The organism is Streptomyces sp. NBC_00510 (assembly GCA_036013505.1).
GTDB lineage: Bacteria > Actinomycetota > Actinomycetes > Streptomycetales > Streptomycetaceae > Actinacidiphila.
This window is the reverse complement of the sequence record CP107851.1, coordinates 5069645-5087782: the sequence shown is the minus strand read 5'-3', so window position 1 is coordinate 5087782 and position 18138 is coordinate 5069645. Positions and strand designations below refer to the sequence as shown.

The 18138-nt window shown below is 70.7% G+C and carries 18 protein-coding genes and 1 tRNA gene; 10 read left to right on the top strand and 9 right to left on the bottom strand.

The window, feature by feature from the left end:
• The first annotated feature begins 122 nt into the window (after window positions 1-122).
• Both OG937_22920 and OG937_22915 read left to right on the top strand, forming a co-directional pair.
• Window positions 123-2606, top strand: a complete 2484-nt coding sequence (locus OG937_22920) for a SpoIIE family protein phosphatase (GenBank protein WUD74339.1) — start codon at window positions 123-125, stop codon at window positions 2604-2606.
• Between the two features lie 57 nt (window positions 2607-2663).
• Window positions 2664-3101 (top strand): MarR family transcriptional regulator, encoded by a 438-nt coding sequence (locus OG937_22915; GenBank protein WUD74338.1) that lies wholly within the window; start codon window positions 2664-2666, stop codon window positions 3099-3101.
• A gap of 7 nt (window positions 3102-3108) precedes the next feature.
• Here OG937_22915 and OG937_22910 read toward each other — a convergent pair whose 3' ends face one another.
• Window positions 3109-3519: a helix-turn-helix transcriptional regulator gene (locus OG937_22910; protein WUD74337.1), complete on the bottom strand. Its 411-nt coding sequence runs from the start codon at window positions 3517-3519 to the stop codon at window positions 3109-3111.
• 114 nt (window positions 3520-3633) lie between these two features.
• Here OG937_22910 and OG937_22905 point away from each other — a divergent pair, with 114 nt between their 5' ends.
• Entirely contained in the window at window positions 3634-4248 is a 615-nt protein-coding gene (locus OG937_22905; GenBank protein ID WUD74336.1) for an NAD(P)H-dependent oxidoreductase, read from the top strand.
• Window positions 4249-4315: 67 nt separating this feature from the next.
• Here OG937_22905 and OG937_22900 read toward each other — a convergent pair whose 3' ends face one another.
• Complete coding sequence (locus tag OG937_22900) at window positions 4316-4891, bottom strand: TerD family protein (GenBank protein WUD74335.1); 576 nt, start codon at window positions 4889-4891, stop codon at window positions 4316-4318.
• A gap of 160 nt (window positions 4892-5051) precedes the next feature.
• On the opposite strand from OG937_22900, the gene OG937_22895 reads away from it, so the two are divergent.
• Window positions 5052-5573, top strand: a complete 522-nt coding sequence (locus OG937_22895; protein ID WUD74334.1) for a MarR family transcriptional regulator — start codon at window positions 5052-5054, stop codon at window positions 5571-5573.
• A 22-nt stretch (window positions 5574-5595) separates the two neighbouring features.
• Here OG937_22895 and OG937_22890 read toward each other — a convergent pair whose 3' ends face one another.
• From OG937_22890 to OG937_22880, 3 genes are all read right to left on the bottom strand, one after another.
• On the bottom strand, window positions 5596-5868 hold the full coding sequence (locus OG937_22890) for a hypothetical protein (protein WUD74333.1): 273 nt from the start codon (window positions 5866-5868) through the stop codon (window positions 5596-5598).
• 37 nt (window positions 5869-5905) lie between these two features.
• Entirely contained in the window at window positions 5906-6124 is a 219-nt protein-coding gene (locus tag OG937_22885; GenBank protein ID WUD74332.1) for a hypothetical protein, read from the bottom strand.
• A gap of 389 nt (window positions 6125-6513) precedes the next feature.
• Window positions 6514-6597: transfer RNA gene (locus OG937_22880), tRNA-Leu, on the bottom strand.
• Window positions 6598-6961: 364 nt separating this feature from the next.
• Between OG937_22880 and OG937_22875 the strand changes: the two genes are divergently transcribed.
• The 6 genes from OG937_22875 (at window position 6962) to pknB (ending at window position 14967) form a co-directional block, all read left to right on the top strand.
• Window positions 6962-7810, top strand: coding sequence for a DUF3662 and FHA domain-containing protein (locus OG937_22875; GenBank protein WUD74331.1), 849 nt, complete (start codon window positions 6962-6964; stop codon window positions 7808-7810).
• A 10-nt stretch (window positions 7811-7820) separates the two neighbouring features.
• On the top strand, window positions 7821-8342 hold the full coding sequence (locus OG937_22870; GenBank protein ID WUD74330.1) for an FHA domain-containing protein: 522 nt from the start codon (window positions 7821-7823) through the stop codon (window positions 8340-8342).
• A gap of 57 nt (window positions 8343-8399) precedes the next feature.
• Complete coding sequence (locus tag OG937_22865) at window positions 8400-9950, top strand: protein phosphatase 2C domain-containing protein (protein WUD78848.1); 1551 nt, start codon at window positions 8400-8402, stop codon at window positions 9948-9950.
• Window positions 9951-9975: 25 nt separating this feature from the next.
• A complete protein-coding gene (locus OG937_22860) occupies window positions 9976-11364 on the top strand; it encodes an FtsW/RodA/SpoVE family cell cycle protein (protein WUD74329.1) in 1389 nt (462 codons plus the stop codon).
• The gene (locus OG937_22855; GenBank protein ID WUD74328.1) at window positions 11361-12824 is read left to right on the top strand and encodes a penicillin-binding transpeptidase domain-containing protein; all 1464 of its coding nucleotides are present in this window, start codon (window positions 11361-11363) and stop codon (window positions 12822-12824) included. Before OG937_22860 ends, OG937_22855 begins: the two co-directional genes overlap by 4 nt.
• Before the next feature lie 151 nt (window positions 12825-12975).
• Complete coding sequence (gene pknB, locus OG937_22850) at window positions 12976-14967, top strand: Stk1 family PASTA domain-containing Ser/Thr kinase (protein WUD74327.1); 1992 nt, start codon at window positions 12976-12978, stop codon at window positions 14965-14967.
• 92 nt (window positions 14968-15059) lie between these two features.
• Here pknB and OG937_22845 read toward each other — a convergent pair whose 3' ends face one another.
• From OG937_22845 to OG937_22830, 4 genes are all read right to left on the bottom strand, one after another.
• Window positions 15060-15746, bottom strand: a complete 687-nt coding sequence (locus tag OG937_22845; GenBank protein WUD78847.1) for a class E sortase — start codon at window positions 15744-15746, stop codon at window positions 15060-15062.
• 70 nt (window positions 15747-15816) lie between these two features.
• Entirely contained in the window at window positions 15817-17325 is a 1509-nt protein-coding gene (locus OG937_22840; protein ID WUD74326.1) for a class E sortase, read from the bottom strand.
• A 4-nt stretch (window positions 17326-17329) separates the two neighbouring features.
• On the bottom strand, window positions 17330-17965 hold the full coding sequence (locus OG937_22835) for an aminodeoxychorismate/anthranilate synthase component II (GenBank protein WUD74325.1): 636 nt from the start codon (window positions 17963-17965) through the stop codon (window positions 17330-17332).
• Window positions 17962-18138 (bottom strand): hypothetical protein, encoded by a 177-nt coding sequence (locus tag OG937_22830; GenBank protein ID WUD74324.1) that lies wholly within the window; start codon window positions 18136-18138, stop codon window positions 17962-17964. Before OG937_22830 ends, OG937_22835 begins: the two co-directional genes overlap by 4 nt.

Below are 18138 nucleotides of genomic sequence, written 5' to 3'. Positions count from 1 at the left end.
CCATTTACCGGACCGCGTCCGATGTTTCATGCTTGCCTGGACGGTGAAGACCCGACCCTGATGCTCTTTCAGCCTTCCGCGCCGAACCGCAGCCGAACCGCAGGTGCCCGACGTTGGACGAGATGACCAGGCTTCCCACGACCACGACCCCGCTCGCAGCCACCGGTGTCTCCGCGCTCGTACGCCTCGCCGTGCTCTGCGTCGGTCCCGACGGTGACATCTCGTACTGGAACCGCGGCGCCGAGGAGCTCTTCGGCCACCGCTGGGAGGGCGTGTTCGGCCGTCCGGCGGCCGGACTGCTGCCGCACACCGCGGGCCGGCACCCCGGTGAGCAGGACGCCCTGGAGGTGCTGGACGAGTTCACCCGGTCCGCCTGGGCCGGATCGCTGCCCACCACCGACCGTGACGGCGGCGTCAAGGACGTGGTGTGGTGGTCCTACCGCATCATGGAGCCGGCCGGCCCGAGCCTGCTGGTGATCGCGGCCAACGCCCGCCCGTTGCGGGACACCGGGCCGCGCCTCGCGCTCGGCGACCACCTGCTGCCCTACACCGCCGACGGCACCACCGCCCGCGGCGCCGTCCGCATCATCCCGCGCCTCGCCCCGGCCGCCGACCCCGCGCACGCCGAGCACCTGGCCGGCCGGCTGGGCTCGGTGCTGCCCCGGGTCAGCGCGGGGCGGCTGGACCGGATCGTCCGTCAGATCGTGCCCCTGGGCTACCCGGCGGTGGAGGTCGACGGCACCGTGCTGCTCCCCGTGCTCCCCGAGGAGCACGGCACGACCGTGGCCCAGCCCGCCGCGAACCCCGCCACCGGCCGCACCGCGCGGCCCACCCGGCCCGCCCGGCGCACCCGGCCCGCGCACCCGGAGCTGCTGCCCGGCCCCCGCGGCGACGTCGCGGCGCCGGTACTGGTCCCGGTGGCCGCCCCCAGCGTCTCGCTCGCCCCGGGCCACGTGCTGGACGAGCAGCTCGCCCTGCTCCGGGAGACCGGGGCCAAGGTCGGCACGACCCTCGACCTGGCGACGACCGCCCGCGAGCTGTGCGCCGTCACCGTGCCGCGCTTCGCCGACTTCGCCGCCGTCCTCGTCGTCGACCAGCTGTTCTCCGACGCCGAGCCGCCGAAGGACGACCTGACCGGGGACACGATCATCGCGCGCCGGGTCGCCGTCGCCCACACCGACACCACTCCCGGCCCGTGGGCGGCCGCCCTGCCGGAGGGCGAACTGATCCCGCTGCCCGCCGACTCCACCCCGCGGCTGGGCGAGCCGCTGCTCGTGCCGGTGATAGACCCGGCACTGGCCCGGGACATCGCGCTCGACCTGGGCGTCCCCGGGCTCGGCCCGTTACTGCCCGAGCGGTCGATGGTCGTCGTACCGCTCACCGCACGGGGCACGGTGCTGGGACGGATGTGCTTCCTGCGCCACCCCGGCCGCCGTCCCTTCGACGCCAAGGACGCCGCGACCGCCGCCGAGGTCGCCGCCCGCGGCGCCGTGCACCTGGACAACGCCCGGCTGCACCGCCTGGAGTCGCGCGCCGCCGCGACCCTGCAGCGCAGCATGATGCCGACCCGCCCGCCCCGCATCCCCGGGGTGCGGATCGCCCACCGGTACATGCCCGGTGATCGCCAGGCCCAGGTCGGCGGCGACTGGTTCGACGCCATCCAGCTGCCCGGCGGGCGCGTGGCGCTGATCGTCGGCGACGTGATGGGCCACGGTCTGCTGTCGGCGGCCGTGATGGGCCAGTTCCGCACCTCCGTGATCACGATGGCCGCGCTCGACCTGCCGCCCGCGCAGTTGCTGCGGCACCTGGACAACCTCGCCCACCGCCTCGGCGCCGAGCACCTGGCGACGTGCGTGTACGCGGTCTACGACCCGATCCACCGGACCCTGACCCTGGCCAACGCCGGCCACATCCCGCCGGTGCTGGCCCGGCACGACGGCCGCAGCGAACTGCTGCAGATCCCCAAGGGCGCCCCGATCGGCGTCGGCGGCGTGCCCTTCGAGACGGTCGAGATCCCGGTACCGGACGGCAGTTGGCTGGTGCTGTGCACCGACGGCCTGGTGGAGGTGCGCGGCCAGGGGATAGACGCCGGCCTGGCGGCGCTGTGCTCCAACGTCATCGAGCCCCAGCAGACCCCCGAGGACGTCTGCGAGCAGATCCTCAGCCGGGTCCACTCCGACGACCGTCGCGACGACGTGGCGCTGCTGGTCGCCAACTTCCAGGGCATCCCGCCCGAGGACGTCGCCGAGTGGCGGCTGTCGATGGACCTCTCCGACGTCCGGCGGGCACGCGCGCTCACGCGTGAGCAGCTGTCGCGATGGGGGCTGGAGGGGGTCAGCGACCTGACCGAGCTCCTGGTCAGCGAGCTGGTGACCAACGCGCTGCGGGTCGCCTCGCACGAGGTGTCGCTGCGGCTGATGCGGGTCGGCAAGCTGCTGGTCGAGGTCAGCGACGACGACCACAACCTGCCCCAGCTGCGCCGCGCGGACGCCGACGACGAGGAGGGCCGGGGCCTGGCCCTGGTCAGCAACCTCTCCCGGCGCTGGGGCACCAGCCGCAAGGCGGTCGGCAAGGTCGTCTGGTTCGAGCTGCCGCTGCCCGTCTGAGCCTGGGGGACGAACCGGGTCGGACCACCCCGATCCGGTCAGATGTAACCTACAAGCATGCAGGCCGGCAAAGGCGCGTCCGTCGAGACGATCCATCGCGAGATGACCGCGTTCGCCCGCCGCGCACGCACCGCGGTGGCCCGTATGCACCCGCAGCTGTCCCTGGTGGCGTACACGCTGCTGGCCCACATGAGCGAGCACCGGAACTGCCGGGCCACGGACCTCGCGCAGGCGTTCCTGCTCGACAAGTCGACGGTCAGCCGCCAGGTCGCCACCCTGGAGCGGCTGGGTCTCGTCGAGCGGCGCCCCGACCCCGCCGACCACCGCGTCCAGGTGCTGCTGCCGACCGCGGCGGGCGCGGCCGTGCTCGCCGAGGCGACCCGCGCCGCACGGCGCATCGTGTGCGGGAGGCTCGCGGACTGGGACGACACCGACCTGGAGCGCTTCGCCGCCTACCTGACCCGCTACAACGACGCCGCGGAGCAGCAGGGCTGACCCGGCGTCAGCCGGTCGCCCCCGCCCCTGAGCCGCAGGCCTCCGCGCCCTCCGTGCAGGCGGCGGCGCCGTCGGGGAGGTACTTCTCCGCCCACGACCCCAGCTCCCCCAGGGCCGGACCGAGCGCCTCGCCGGCTTCGGTGAGGCGGTAGCTCACCCTCAGCGGCGGGCCGGGGTCCACCTCGCGGACGACGATGCCCGCCTCGGCCAGCTCCGTGAGCCGGTCGGAGAGCATCCGTTCGCTGATCTTGGGGATGGCCCGGCGCAGCTCGACGAAGTACGCCGGCCGCTGCGTGAGGACGGCCACGATCAGGCCGCTCCAGCGCTTGCCGAGGATCCCGAAGACGCGGGTCAGCCCGACGTCGACCTTGGCGCACGGCTCCGCGTCGTGCGCGGCCGGCTCAGTCCCCTGTCCCATGGCCACAAGGGTACCCGGCTTGCCGTTACGTGCTGCAGAAAAGTAAGGTCCTGTGGTAGCAATAGCAACGCACGAATTTTTCACTCCGAACTTTACGGAAGTGGAGGCACCTCCATGCCCACGCTGCTGCACCTTGACTCGTCCATCTGGCCCTCCGAGACCTCCGCGTCCCGTGACGTGGCGAACTCCTTCCGCAAGGAATGGGAGGCCCAGCACCCGGGCGGCGTCGTCATCTACCGCGACCTGAACGCCGAGCCCGTGCCGCACCTCGACGCGACCCACTACGTGGGCGGTGCCGAGCACCCGCTGCGCAGCGAGCTGGCCGACGAACTCGAACGGGCCGACGCCCTCCTGATCAGCGCGCCGATGTACAACTTCTCGATCCCCAGCACCCTCAAGGCCTGGCTCGACCAGGTGATCATCCTGGGCCGCACCGCGGGCGAGCAGCCCTCCGCCGCGGACACCCCGGTCGTCGTGGTGGCCAGCCGCGGCGGCGGCTACGGCCCCGGCACCCCGCGTGAGGACTTCGAGTTCGTGACCAACTACCTGGAGAAGGTCCTGCAGGGCTGCCTCGGCATCACCGACGTCGAGTTCATCGTCCCCGAGCTGACCCTGGCCCGCGTCGTCCCGGCCATGTCCGACCTGATCGAGGCCTCCGACGCCTCCCGCACCAAGGCCCACGAGCAGGCCAGCGCCAAGGCCAAGGAGCTCGCGGCGCGCGTCGCCTGACCCCCGTCCCGGCCGCCCCTCCGTCGTCGTACGTGCCCGGCCGCCCGGGCGTACGGCTACCCCAGGCTCACAGGTTGACGCCGAAGTCCTGCGCGATGCCGCGCAGGCCCGAGGCGTAGCCCTGGCCGACGGCGCGGAACTTCCACTCGGCGCCGTTGCGGTACAGCTCGCCGAAGACCATCGCCGTCTCGGTCGAGGCGTCCTCGGAGAGGTCGTAGCGGGCGAGCTCGTTGTTGTCGGCCTGGTTCACCACACGGATGAAGGCGTTGCGGACCTGGCCGAACGACTGCTGGCGGCTCTCGGCGTCGTAGATCGACACCGGGAAGACGATCTTCTCGACCTCGGCCGGCACGGTGGCCAGGTTCACCTTCACCTGCTCGTCGTCACCCTCACCCTCGCCGGTGAGGTTGTCGCCGGTGTGCTCCACCGAGCCCTCCGGGCTCTTCAGGTTGTTGAAGAACACGAAGTGCTTGTCCGAGACCACCTTGCTCTCGGCGTTGACCAGGAGCGCGCTCGCGTCGAGGTCGAAGTCGGTGCCGGTGGTCGTACGGACGTCCCAGCCCAGACCGACGGTGACCGCGGTCAGTCCCGGAGCCTCCTTCGTCAGCGAGACATTGCCGCCCTTGGAAAGGCTGACACCCATGGGATCTCCCTGCTCATTCCGGCGCGGGCCGCGCCCCTTGACGATTCCTTTGCCCAATCGGTCAACGGTTCTCCCGCGCCGCGGGTTCCCGGCGCCGCACCCGTTCACCTGAGTGCCGTACACGCCCGTACGACGGGCGTGGGAGCGGTAGAAAGGACCCATGGCCACCGGCTCCCGCGCTCCGTCCGACTCCCCCACCGGCGCCGACGACCCCGGGAGCACCGCCGAGGAGATGGTCGGCGCCCTGCTGACCGCGTCCCGGCTCCTCGTCGCGGTCTCCGCCCGCTCGCTCGCCGCGGTGGAGGAGGCCCTGACCCTGCCGCAACTGCGCATGCTGGTCGTCCTCGAGACGCACGGGGCGCTGAACCTCTCGCAGCTCGCCGCGGAACTGGGCGTCCAGCCCTCCACGGCGCTGCGCATGCTGGACCGCCTGGTGGCGATCGACATGGTCACGCGCGACGCCTCCCCCACCGACCGGCGCACGACCGTCATCTCGCTGACCGCGACCGGGCGGCGCACCGTGAACGACGTCACGGAGCGCCGCCGGGCCGAGATCGCCCGCATCGTCGACGCGATGCCCGCAGGACAACGCCGCCACCTCGTCCAGGCCCTCCAGGCCTTCGCCGAGGCCGGCGGCGAGCCCCCCGTCGGCGAGCGCGACGCACATCACGCCGGCTGGTGATCCTCCCGCCGGCGTGCGGCGGTCAGGACGGCTGGAAGCCGCCGACCTGCGGGTATTCCCCAGCCACCCCGAGCTTCGCGGCGGTCAGCTCGACACTGCCCTTCCCGGTGGGCCGGGTGGACGTGCCGGGCAGGACCCAGGCCGGACCGGCGGCCTGGTCTACGTCAACCCGGAGGTGGGCCGAGGTCCGCTGGCCGGGGACGGCACGACCACAGCCGTCGGGGACGTCAACGGCGACGGTTACAACGACCCCGTCGGTGCCGAGCGCGTCCGAACCCGAGGAGCGGTTCGGCACCCGCCGGTCCGGCCGCCGATCCGGATCGACGTCACGATCAGGTCGGCGGCCCGTCGCGCCGCAGGTCGGCCGGCTCGACGCCCGCGACCGAGGGCATGACGTCGTTGAGCGACTTCACGCCGACCGAGCCGTCCCGCTCGAAGGTGTCGCCGAACTCCACCGAGCCGTCGTAACCGCCGACCAGCACCCGCGCGCCGCGGCTGTCACGCAACGCGGCCACGTCCATCCCGAACCGGCCCTCGGCGACCCGGGGCACCGGCAGGGCGCTCGCCGCGGCCAGCCCGGGACGACCAGGTCCCGGTAGCCGTCCCCGTTGAAGTCCGCGGGCGCCGCCAAGGGCTTCGCCACGGCGTCAACGGGCATCAGCACCGCCCCGGCCACCCCGGCGGCCGCCACGGCAACCGCCGTGGCGACGCGCCGCGTTCGCGTCTTCCCCACCCCGATTCCCCTCCTGTGTCCACAGTGAGACGCCAGGGAGGGCAGAGGCGGAAGGTGAACTCTCCACGAACGGGCCGCACTAGACCGCAACGCCGGAAGCCGTGGCCGTCGCGTGGCCTGCGTCACTTCCGGGCGCGGGACGCGGAGCACGAGAAACGGGCCCCCGACTGCGACTTTCGTCACGGTCGGAGACCCGTCTCCACTGTGTGCGCGAGGGGGGAGTTGAACCCCCACGCCCTTTCGGGCACTGGAACCTGAATCCAGCGCGTCTGCCTATTCCGCCACCCGCGCATGGGTGTTGTCTTCCGGATCCCTTCACACCTTGGGGTCTTCCCCGTCCGGTGCGTCAGCCCCTTCCGACACCCAGAACATTAGCACGCTGCTCAGGGTGGAATCACATCCGTTTCCGGGCACCCCCGAGCGAGGGGAACCGTCCTCTGTTGCGGGACACTGGCATGAGCCGCCTCTACCATCCCTGTGGGGGAGCGGCCGCGGACCATGGCACTGTTGACACCGGTCCCGTGGGACCGACCGGGGAACCAGCGGTTTTCCCAGTGCGTGGATACGATCAGTAAGCAGTACCGGAAGGATCGGACCGGAAGACCACGGCGGACCGCCGTGCGCAACCGCAGGACCTCGAGGAGGGAGGTGCACCGTGGGAGTACTCAAGAAGTTCGAGCAGCGTCTCGAGGGCTTCGTGAACGGCACCTTCGCCAAGGTGTTCAAGTCCGAGGTCCAGCCCGTGGAGATCGCGGGTGCCCTGCAGCGCGAGTGCGACAACAACGCGACGATCTGGAACCGGGACCGCACCGTGGTCCCCAACGACTTCATCGTCGAGCTCAGCACCTCCGACTACGAGCGGCTGAGCCCGTACGCCGTCCAGCTCGGCGAGGAGCTCGCCGGCATGGTGCGCGACTACGCCAAGCAGCAGCGCTACACCTTCATGGGCAACATCAAGGTGAACCTGGAGAAGGCCGACGACCTCGACACCGGCCTGTACCGGGTGCGCAGCCGCACCCTCGCCTCCAGCGAGTCGCAACAGCAGCAGTACCAGCAGCAGCAACAACAGCCCCCCGCCGGCCGCGGTGGCTACGGCTACCCCCCGCAGGCCCCGCAGCGCCCCGCGGGCCCGCCGCCGATGCCGGCCGGTCCGCCGCCCGGCGCCGCGCCGGTCACCAGGCTCCCCGGGAGCGGCCCAACGGCCCCCGGTGGCGCCGGCATGAACGTACGCCGCTGGATCGAGATCAACGGCACGCGCCACCAGATCTCCCGTCCGACCCTCGTGCTCGGCCGCAGCACCGAGGCCGACGTCCGGGTCGACGACCCCGGTGTGTCCCGCCGCCACTGCGAGATCAGGGCGGGATCGCCCTCGACGGTCGTGGACCTCGGGTCGACGAACGGCATCGTGGTGGACGGACAGCACACCCAGCGCGCTACGCTCCGCGACGGTTCACGGATCGTCGTGGGCAGTACCACCATCGTGTACCGGCAAGCCGAAGGGTGAAGCGGGGGCAATGTCAGAGCTGACCCTGACGGTCATGCGGTTGGGTTTCCTCGCCGTACTGTGGCTGTTCGTCATCGTGGCCGTGCAGGTCATCCGCAGCGACCTGTTCGGCACGCGGGTGACCCAGCGCGCGGCCGGGCGCCGCGAGGCCCAGTCGCGCCCGCCGCAGCAGCGCCAGCAGGCGCAGCCCGCGCAGGGCCGCCAGCAGCAGAACAACAACAACCGGGCCCGGCGCGGCGCCCCCACCAAGCTGGTGGTCTCCGAGGGCTCGCTCGCGGGCACCACGGTCGCGCTCCAGGGGCAGACGATCACCCTGGGCCGGGCTCACGATTCCACGATCGTGCTCGACGACGACTACGCGTCCAGCCGCCATGCCAGGATCTACCCGGACCGCGACGGCAACTGGATCGTCGAGGACCTGGGATCCACCAACGGCACCTTCATGGACCGGAACCGGCTCACCACGCCGACCCCGATCCCGCTCGGTGCCCCGATCCGCATCGGCAAGACCGTCATCGAGCTGCGGAAGTAGTCGCACAATGGGCGAGCACAGCCAGCGAGCGCGAGCGAGAGGGTGGGCAGCGTGCGGATGTACCCGGAGCCGACGGGCGAGGTGCGCATGACTCTGTCGCTGCGCTTCGCCGCCGGCTCTCACAAGGGAATGATCCGGGAGGGCAACGAGGACTCCGGCTACGCCGGCCCGCGGCTGCTCGCCATCGCCGACGGCATGGGCGGCCAGGCCGCCGGTGAGGTCGCCTCCTCCGAGGTGATCTCCACCCTCGTCCCCCTCGACGACGACATCCCCGGCTCGGACATCCTCACCTCCCTCGCCACCGCCGTGCAGCGGGCCAACGACCAGCTGCGCGTCATGGTCGAGGAGGACGCCCAACTGGAGGGCATGGGCACCACGCTCACCGCCCTGCTCTGGACCGGCCAGCGGCTCGGCCTGGTGCACGTCGGCGACTCCCGTGCGTACCTGCTGCGCGACGGTGTGCTCACCCAGATCACCCAGGACCACACCTGGGTGCAGCGGCTCGTCGACGAGGGCCGGATCACCGAGGAGGAGGCCGGCACGCACCCGCAGCGTTCGCTGCTGATGCGCGCCCTGGACGGCCGCGGCCAGGTCGAGCCCGACCTGTCGGTCCGCGAGGTCCGGGCCGGCGACCGCTACCTGATCTGCTCCGACGGCCTGTCCGGCGTCGTCAGCCACCAGACCCTCGAGGACACCCTCGCCGGGTACCAGGCGCCCGCCGAGACCGTGCAGGAGCTGATCCAGCTCGCCCTGCGCGGCGGCGGCCCCGACAACATCACCTGCATCGTCGCCGACGTCCTGGACATCGACGACGGCGACACCCTGGCCGCGCAGCTGCACGACACCCCCGTCGTCGTGGGCGCCGTCGCCGACAGCCGGCACCACTCGCCGCTGTCCGACCCGCGGCATCTGCAGACCCCCGCCGGCCGCGCCTCCGAGCTCGGCCGTCCGCCGGCCCCCGACGGTGCCTTCGGTCCGCCCGGGAGCGGGAACCCGCAGGTCAGCGCCCCCGTGGGCGGCTTCGGTGCGTTCGAGGACGAGGAGCTGAGCAAGCCCCGCAGGCGCGGCCGGTGGCTCAAGCGCTCGCTGCTCCTGCTGGTCGTCCTCGGTGTCATCGGCGGCGGCCTGTACGGCGCGTACCGCTGGACCCAGACGCAGTACTACGTCGGCGTCAAGGGCGACCACGCGGCGATCTACCAGGGCATCGAGCAGAAGCTGGCCTGGGTCAACCTGTCGAAGGTCCACGAGGACCGCCCCGGTATCGAACTCAAGTACCTACCGCAGAACCAGCGCAAGTACGTCACGGCCACGATCGCCGCCAGCGGACTCGGCGACGCGCGCCGGACCGCGGACGAGCTCGAGCACCAGGCGAAGGTCTGCCAGACCAAGGAAGCCATCGACAAGTCCAAGGCGGCCGCGGCGGAGAAGGCCAAGAAGGACGAGCAGAAGGGCGCGGACACCGCCACCGGCAAGACCACCGGCAGTCCGTCCCCCGACGCGTCCGGCTCTCCCAAGCCCGGCACGACCCCCTCCACCAGCCCGTCGACCAGCCCCACCCTCTCCGACGAGGACCAGTCGCTGGCCCAACAGTGCCCCAGCGGCAGCTAGTGAGCAGGAGGGGCGTCAGTCCAGCATGAGCGTTGTCACGAACACCACGACCATCACGTCCGTCGGCGCACCGAGCCGCCGCAACACGGAGCTCGCGCTCCTGGTCTTCGCGGTCCTGATCCCGGTCTTCGCCTACGCGAACGTCGGGCTGGCGAAGAAGGGCACCCTGCCCGCCGGCATGCTCGCGTACGGCCTCGGCCTCGGCGCCATCGCCGTCGTCGCGCACCTGGTCGTCCGCAAGTTCGCCCCCTACGCGGACCCCCTGATGCTGCCGATCGCCACCCTGCTGAACGGCATGGGCCTGGTGTTCATCTGGCGGCTGGACCAGGAGCCCAGGCTCCCCGGCGGCGCCTCGGCGCCGACGCAGCTGATGTGGTCGACGCTGGGCGTCGCGCTCTTCCTCGGCGTCCTGGTCTTCCTCAAGGACCACCGCATCCTGCAGCGCTACACCTACATCTCGATGGTCGTGGCGCTGGTCCTGCTGATCCTCCCGGTGTTCTTCCCGCCGGTCTACGGCGCGCGGATCTGGATCACCATCGCGGGCATGTCCATCCAGCCCGGTGAATTCGTGAAGATCATCATCGCGGTGTTCTTCGCGGGCTACCTGATGGTCAAGCGGGACGCGCTCGCGCTCGCCAGCCGCCGCTTCATGGGGATGTACCTGCCCCGCGGCCGTGACCTCGGCCCGATCCTGGTGATTTGGGCCCTCAGCATCCTCATCCTGGTCTTCGAGACCGACCTGGGCACCTCGCTGCTCTTCTTCGGCCTCTTCGTGATCATGCTCTACGTCGCCACCGAGCGCACCAGCTGGATCGTGTTCGGCCTGCTGCTCTCCGTGGGCGGCGCGGTGGTCGTCGGCAGCTTCGAGTCGCACGTCCACAGCCGTGTGGAGGACTGGCTCAACCCGTTCCGCACCATCGAGGCCGGCCAGGGCGCCAGCCAGCCCGCGCAGGCCATGTGGGCCTTCGGCTCCGGTGGCCTCTTCGGCTCCGGTCTCGGCCAGGGTTACTCCCGGCTCATCGGCTTCGCGGCCAAGAGCGACTACATCCTGGCCACCGTCGGGGAGGAACTGGGCCTGGCGGGCCTGATGGGCATCCTGCTGCTCTACGCACTCCTGGTGGAGCGCGGCGCCCGCACCGCGCTGGCCGCCCGTGACCCCTTCGGCAAGCTGCTGGCGATCGGCCTGTCCGGGGCCTTCGCGCTCCAGGTGTTCGTCGTGGCCGGCGGTGTCACCGGGCTCATCCCGCTGACCGGCATGACCATGCCGTTCCTGGCACAGGGCGGTTCCTCGGTGATCGCCAACTGGGCCCTGGTCGCCATCCTGCTGAGAATCAGCGACACCGCGCGCCGCCCGGCGCCGACCCCCGCCTCGTCCCCCGATGCCGAACCGACCCAGGTGGTGCGGACCCAGTGAACAAGCCCCTGCGCCGAGTCGCCATCTTCTGCGGACTGCTCGTGCTCGCCCTGCTCGTCAGGGTGAACTACATCCAGTTCGTGCAGGCCGACGAGCTCAAGAACGACGCGAACAACCGACGGGTCACGATCAACCAGTACGCGACGCCGCGCGGCGACATACTCGTCGACGGCAAGGCGATCACCGGCCACACCGAGACCACGGGCAGCGACTTCAAGTACAAGGCCACCTTCAAGAACGGGAAGATGTGGGCGCCGGTCACCGGCTACGCCTCGCAGGCCTTCGGAACGACCCTGCTCCAGGGCGTCGAGGACAAGATCCTCACCGGTGACGACGACCGGCTCTTCTTCACCCGCACCGTCGACGTGCTGTCCGGCAGGCAGAAGCAGGGCGGCGACGTCGTCACGACCCTCAACAGCGCCGCCCAGAAGGCGGCCTTCGAGGGCCTGGGCAACAAGAAGGGCGCGGTCGCGGCCATCAACCCGGAGACCGGAGCCATCCTGGCCCTGGCGAGCACCCCTTCGTACGACCCCTCCTCCTTCGCCGGCAACTCCGAGAAGGACAGCGAGGCCTGGAACGCCCTGCAGAAGAAGAACAACCCCGACGACCCGATGCTGAACCGGGCGCTGCGGCAGACCTACCCGCCGGGCTCCACGTTCAAGGTCGTCACGGCGGCCGCCGCGCTGCAGGACGGGCTGTACGACGACATCGACGAGCCGACCGACTCCGAGGTGCCGTACATCCTCCCGGACACCAACAACCAGGAACTGAAGAACGAGGGCGGCATCGCCTGCAAGAACGTCTCCCTGAGGGAGGCGCTGCGGGTCTCGTGCAACTCCGTCTTCGGCAAGCTCGGAGCGACCCTCGGCCGCGACAAGATGGTCGAGGAGGCCGAGAAGTTCGGCTTCAACGAGGAGCAGTTCGTCCCGGTCCGCGTGGCGGCCAGCAACTTCTCCACCAAGATGGACAGGCCGCAGACGGCACTGTCGTCCATCGGCCAGTTCGAGACCGCCGCCACCCCGCTGCAGATGGCGATGGTGGCCGCGGCGATCGCCAACGACGGCAAGCTGATGAAGCCGTACATGGTGAGCGAGCTCCGCGGCTCGAACAACAAGCTCGTGGACAGCATCAGCCCCGAGGAGCTCTCGCAGCCGCTCAGCGCGGAGAACGCGCAGAAGCTCCAGCAGATGATGGAGACCGTCGTGCAGTCGGGCACCGGCACCAACGCCCAGATCCCGGGCGTCACGGTCGGTGGCAAGACCGGTACCGCCCAGCACGGCGTCGACAACAGTGAGAAGCCTTACGCATGGTTCATCTCATACGCGAAGACGGACAGCGGCTCCCCGGTGGCCGTCGCCGTCGTGGTCGAGGACGCCAGCGCGAACCGCGGCGACATCTCCGGTGGCGGCTTTGCCGCGCCGATCGCCAAGAGCGTCATGGAGGCCGTGCTGAACAAGTGATGCCGGTCACACCGTATCCATGGATGTGCGCTATGTCGCACGTCGCGATACCGGTCGTATATCGGCTACCGGCGAGGACCGGGATCGGCACGCGGCGACGGGTACGGTATGCCCGAGCAGCCACACGGACGGTTTAGGAAGGGCAAGCGCTATGGAAGAGCCGCGTCGCCTCGGCGGCCGGTACGAGCTGGGCTCGGTGCTCGGCCGTGGTGGCATGGCCGAGGTGTACATCGCCCATGACACCCGGCTCGGCCGCACCGTCGCCGTGAAGACGCTCCGGGTGGACCTCGCCCGCGATCCGTCCTTCCAGGCCCGGTTCCGCCGTGAGGCCCAGTCGGCCGCCTCGCTGAACCACCCGTCGATCGTCGCGGTCTACGACACCGGCGAGGACTACGTCGACGGGGTCTCCATCCCGTACATCGTCATGGAGTACGTGGACGGCTCCACCTTGCGTGAGCTGCTCCACTCCGGGCGGAAGCTCCTGCCGGAGCGTTCGCTGGAGATGACCATCGGCATCCTCCAGGCCCTGGAGTACAGCCACCGGTCCGGCATCGTGCACCGCGACATCAAGCCCGCGAACGTGATGCTGACCCGGAACGGCCAGGTCAAGGTCATGGACTTCGGCATCGCCCGCGCCATGGGCGACTCCGGCATGACCATGACGCAGACCGCGGCCGTGATCGGCACCGCCCAGTACCTCTCCCCGGAGCAGGCCAAGGGCGAGACCGTCGACGCGCGCTCCGACCTGTACTCCGCCGGCTGCCTGCTCTACGAGCTGCTCACCGTGCGGCCGCCCTTCGTCGGCGACTCCCCGGTCGCGGTGGCGTACCAGCACGTGCGCGAGGAGCCGCAGCCGCCGAGCGTCTACGACCCCGAGGTCACGCCCTCGATGGACGCCATCGTGCTCAAGGCGCTGACCAAGGACCCCGACTACCGGTACCAGTCCGCCGACGAGATGCGCGCCGACATCGAGGCCTGCCTCGACGGCCAGCCCGTCGCCGCCACGGTCGCCCTGGGCGCCGTCGGCTACAACGGCGGCGGCTACGGGGGCTACGGCAACGACGCCCCCACCACGGCCCTCCCGCCCCAGCAGGACGCCGGCACCTCGATGCTGCCGCCCATGCGCGAGGACGACGGCGGCTACGGCTACGACCAGCCCCAGGGCGGCAACGGCCGGCGCAAGCCGAAGAAGAGCAACACGTCCACGATCCTGCTGGTCGTCGCGGCCGTCCTGGTCCTGATCGGCGCGATCTTCATGGGCAAGGCGCTGTTCTCCGGGAACGGCAGCGGCAACGGCACGGTGTCCGTCCCGCAGTTCGTCGGCGACACCAAGTCCGAGGCCCAGGACCGGGCCTCGAACGGCGGGATCACCATCACCTTCGGTCAGGCGATCTTCTGCGCCGACCAGCCCAAGGACCACGTCTGCAAGCAGTCGGCCGAGGTCGACAGCAAGATCCCCAAGGACCAGAGCGTCACCCTGCAGCTCTCGAAGGGCACCGAGAAGGTCGAGGTCCCGGACGTCACCGGTGACTCCTTCGAGGACGCCGAGGCGAAGCTGAAGGAAGCGGGCTTCGAGGTCGACAAGCAGTCCAAGACCTCCAACGAGGAGGAGGGCACGGTCCTCAAGCAGAACCCCGAGGGCGGTGCGAAGCGCGACAAGAACTCGACGATCACGCTCACCGTGGCCGTGGCGCCCGAGGAGGTCGTGGTCCTCGACGTGACCGGTCAGGACGTGGAGCAGGCCAAGAAGACCCTGGAGGACCAGGGCCTCAAGGTCACCACGCAGGACCGCGAGTCGGCGGACCAGCAGCAGGGCAAGGTCGTCGACCAGAACCCGCGCGGCGGCAGCAAGCTCAAGGCCGGTGACTCGGTGACCCTGTTCGTCGCCAAGCCCCCGTCCACGTCCCTGATGCCCGATCTGAAGGGCCAGACGGTCGCGCAGGCCAAGGCGGCGGCCGCCGAACTCGGCATGAACTACCAGCCGGCGAACCAGGCGGCCCAGAACGACCAGGCCATCGTGCAGTTCCAGATCCCGGCGGCCGGTACGCCGGTGAAGCCCGGGGATCAGTTGCAGATCGCCGCCCAGGACCCGAACGGCGGCAACAACGGCGGAGGCTTCATCAACGGAGGCAACGGCGGCTGACGCCGAACGCACCGGAAACGGAAGGGGCCGCGGACATCACGTCCGCGGCCCCTTCCGTTTGCGTCCCCGCCCGTGCGGGCGGCTCCTGCGCGTCAGCCCAGCTCCGCCGGAGGCGTCCGCTTCGCGTCCACCTTCTGGGTACGGACGAGTTCGGCCCACACGATGTAGCGGTCGCGCGAGGTGTAGACCGGGGTGCAGGTGGTGAGCGTGAGGTAGCGGCCGGCCTTCTTCTTGCCGCTCTCCTTCGGGATCTGGTCGATGACCTCGACGTTGTACTTCGAGGTCTCGGGGAGCACCTTGTAGACCTTGTAGACGTACCAGGTGTCGCGGTTCTCGAAGACGACCGGGTCGCCGTTCTTGATCTTGTCGATGTTGTGGAACTTGGCGCCGTGGCCGTCGCGGTGCGCGGCGAGCGTGAAGTTGCCCTGCTTGTCCCCGGGCATGGCGGACTCGACGGGCTCGGTGTAGTAGCCGGCGACACCCTCGTTGAGCACCTTCGTGGAGGTGCCCTTCTTCACCAGGACCTCGTAGTTCCTGCCCATGGCGGGGACGTGGAGGAAGCCGATGCCGCCCTTGGTGTCGAGCTTGCCCGGGGCGCTGTCGGCCCACTGGCGCCTTATGGCGTCGCCCTCGTGCTTGGCGGCACGGTCGGCGAGGACGTTGGTCCACCAAAGGGAGTAGACGACGAAGAGCCCGAGGATCACGCCCGCGGTGATGAGGAGTTCACCGATCAGGCTGACGGTGGCGGCGAACCACGAGAGCCGGTGCCGGGCGGGCACGGCTTCCCGGGCGCGGTCGTGCTGGGTGGTCGTCACCACTTGCCCCGATCTTTGTACGTCCGTACCTGGCTCAGCCGACCAAGGCGGGCGGCTTGCCCTTGCTGCGCGGCCATTCCTCGACCATCTTGCCCCAGACGATCAACCGGAACTTGCTGGTGAACTCCGGTGTGCACGTGGTCAGTGTGATGTAGCGGCCGGGCCTGGTGAAGCCGGATCCGTCGGGGACCGGCTTGATCACCGAGATGTTGGAGGGCGGGGTCGAGGGCAGCGTGCTCGTGATCTCGTACGTGTAGTACGTGCTCTCCGTCTCGACCACGACCTTGTCCCCCGCCACCAGTTTGTTGACGTAGCGGAACGGTTCGCCATGGCTGTTGCGGTGAGCGGCGAGGGCGAAGTTGCCCTGCTTGTCCCAGGGCATGGCCGTCTCCAGCTCGCCCGAGTAGTGGCCGATCATGCCCTTGTCGAGCACCTTGTGCTTGTCGACGCCCTCGGCGATGGGTGCCTTCACGTCCAGCTTCGGGATGTACATGATCGCGAAGCCCTGCCCGGGCGAGAAGGCGCCGGGGTCGCGGGCCGGGTCCTTCTCGCCTTGCCACTGCTTCTGCAGGTTGTTGGCGGCGCCGCCGGCCTGCTGGTGGGCGAGGACGTTGGTCCACCACAACTGGTAGGTGACGAAGAGCAGCATCAGCACGCCCAGGGTGATGAACACCTCGCCGGCCACCCGGCTGGCGATCACCGCGGGGCTCTCCTTGGCCGCGCGCGCGGCACGTCGGGCCTCCATGCGGGACCTGGGTGCGGCCGGCGTCGACGCCATGGGGGCCGTGACGGCCCCTGTGGCGGCCTGGGAAGCCTCGGGGGCACCGGAACGCCTCCGTCCCCTGCCGCCGCGCCGTGCGGCCTCCTGGGCCGCTTTCCGGCGGGCCGCACGTCCACCGCCCTCGGGCGCCGGGACGTCGGGGGGCGGCTGCGGGATCTCCTCCCGGTCCTGCTCCGGCTCGCGCTCCGGTTCGCGCTCCGGTTCGCGCTCCGGCTCGGAACCGGTCACCACGGGCATCGCCATGGTGTCGCCGGGCGCGCCCGCGACCCGGCGGCGCGCGGCGGCGCGCTCCTCGTCGGTGAGGGGACGCCGGACGGCCCTGAACCCCTCGGCGTACGGCTGCTCGGCCGGCCCTCCGTGCCGGGGGCGCGGCTCGGGCGGCTCCTCGGGGCCCGGCGCGGACGACGGCCGGGACGGCCACGGGTCGGCCGGCTGCGGCTCGTAGGCGGGCCTCGTGGACCCGTAGTACCCCTGCTCCTGCCCTTGCCCCTGCCCCTGCCCCGGCTCGTATGCCTGCTGGCCCGGCACCACGGCCTGGGGGGTGATCGGCTGCGCGGTCGCGGGCGGCGTCGTGGGGGGCGGCGTAGATGGCGCCGCGGCGGGCTCTGCGCCGGAGTCCGTGCCGGAGTCCGTGCCGGACTCCTGGGCGGGCCGGGCCGCGCGGCGCCCGGTGCTGGGCAGCGGGTCGTTGAGCGGGTCGGCCAACTGCTCCACCACGGCGGCGAATTCGGCGGTGTCACCGAAGTGCCGATGCGCGGTCACGCAGTCACGCCCTGGTTCCGACCACAGGCGCGAGGCCCGCGGAACGCTCGACGGCGCCCTTGTCGCCGCATTCCACCAGCCAGTTGGCGAGCATCCGGTGCCCCCATTCGGTGAGCACCGACTCGGGATGGAACTGGACGCCCTCCACCCGGGCGCTGCGGTGCCGCAGTCCCATGATGATGCCGTTCTCCGTCCAGGAGGTGATCTCCAACTCCTCCGGCACCGTGTCCCGTTCGACCGCCAGCGAGTGGTAGCGGGTCGCGGTGAACGGCGTCGGCAGCCCCGCGAAGACCCCGCGGCCCTCGTGGGTCACCAGGGAGGTCTTGCCGTGCAGCAGCTCCGGCGCCCGGTCCACCACACCGCCGTACGCCACCGCCATGGACTGCAGTCCGAGGCAGACCCCGAAGACCGGGACGTCGGTGGCGGCGCAGTGGCGCACCATGTCGACGCAGACGCCGGCCTCCTCGGGGGTACCGGGCCCGGGGGAGAGCAGGACGCCGTCGAAGCCGTCCTGGGCGTGGGCGAGCTCCACCTGGTCGTTGCGGAGCACTTCGCACTCGGCGCCCAGTTGGTACAGGTACTGGACCAGGTTGAAGACGAAGCTGTCGTAGTTGTCGACGACGAGGATGCGCGCGCTCATCGGACGGCTGCCATCCCCTCGTCGACGGTCACGTCCCCGAACGGCAGCAGCGGCTCCGCCCACGGGAAGACGTACTGGAAGAGCACGTAGACGGCGGCGAGGACCAGCACCAGAGAGATGAGTGCCTTCAGCCACACGTTGCCCGGCAGATGCCGCCAGATCCAGCCGTACAT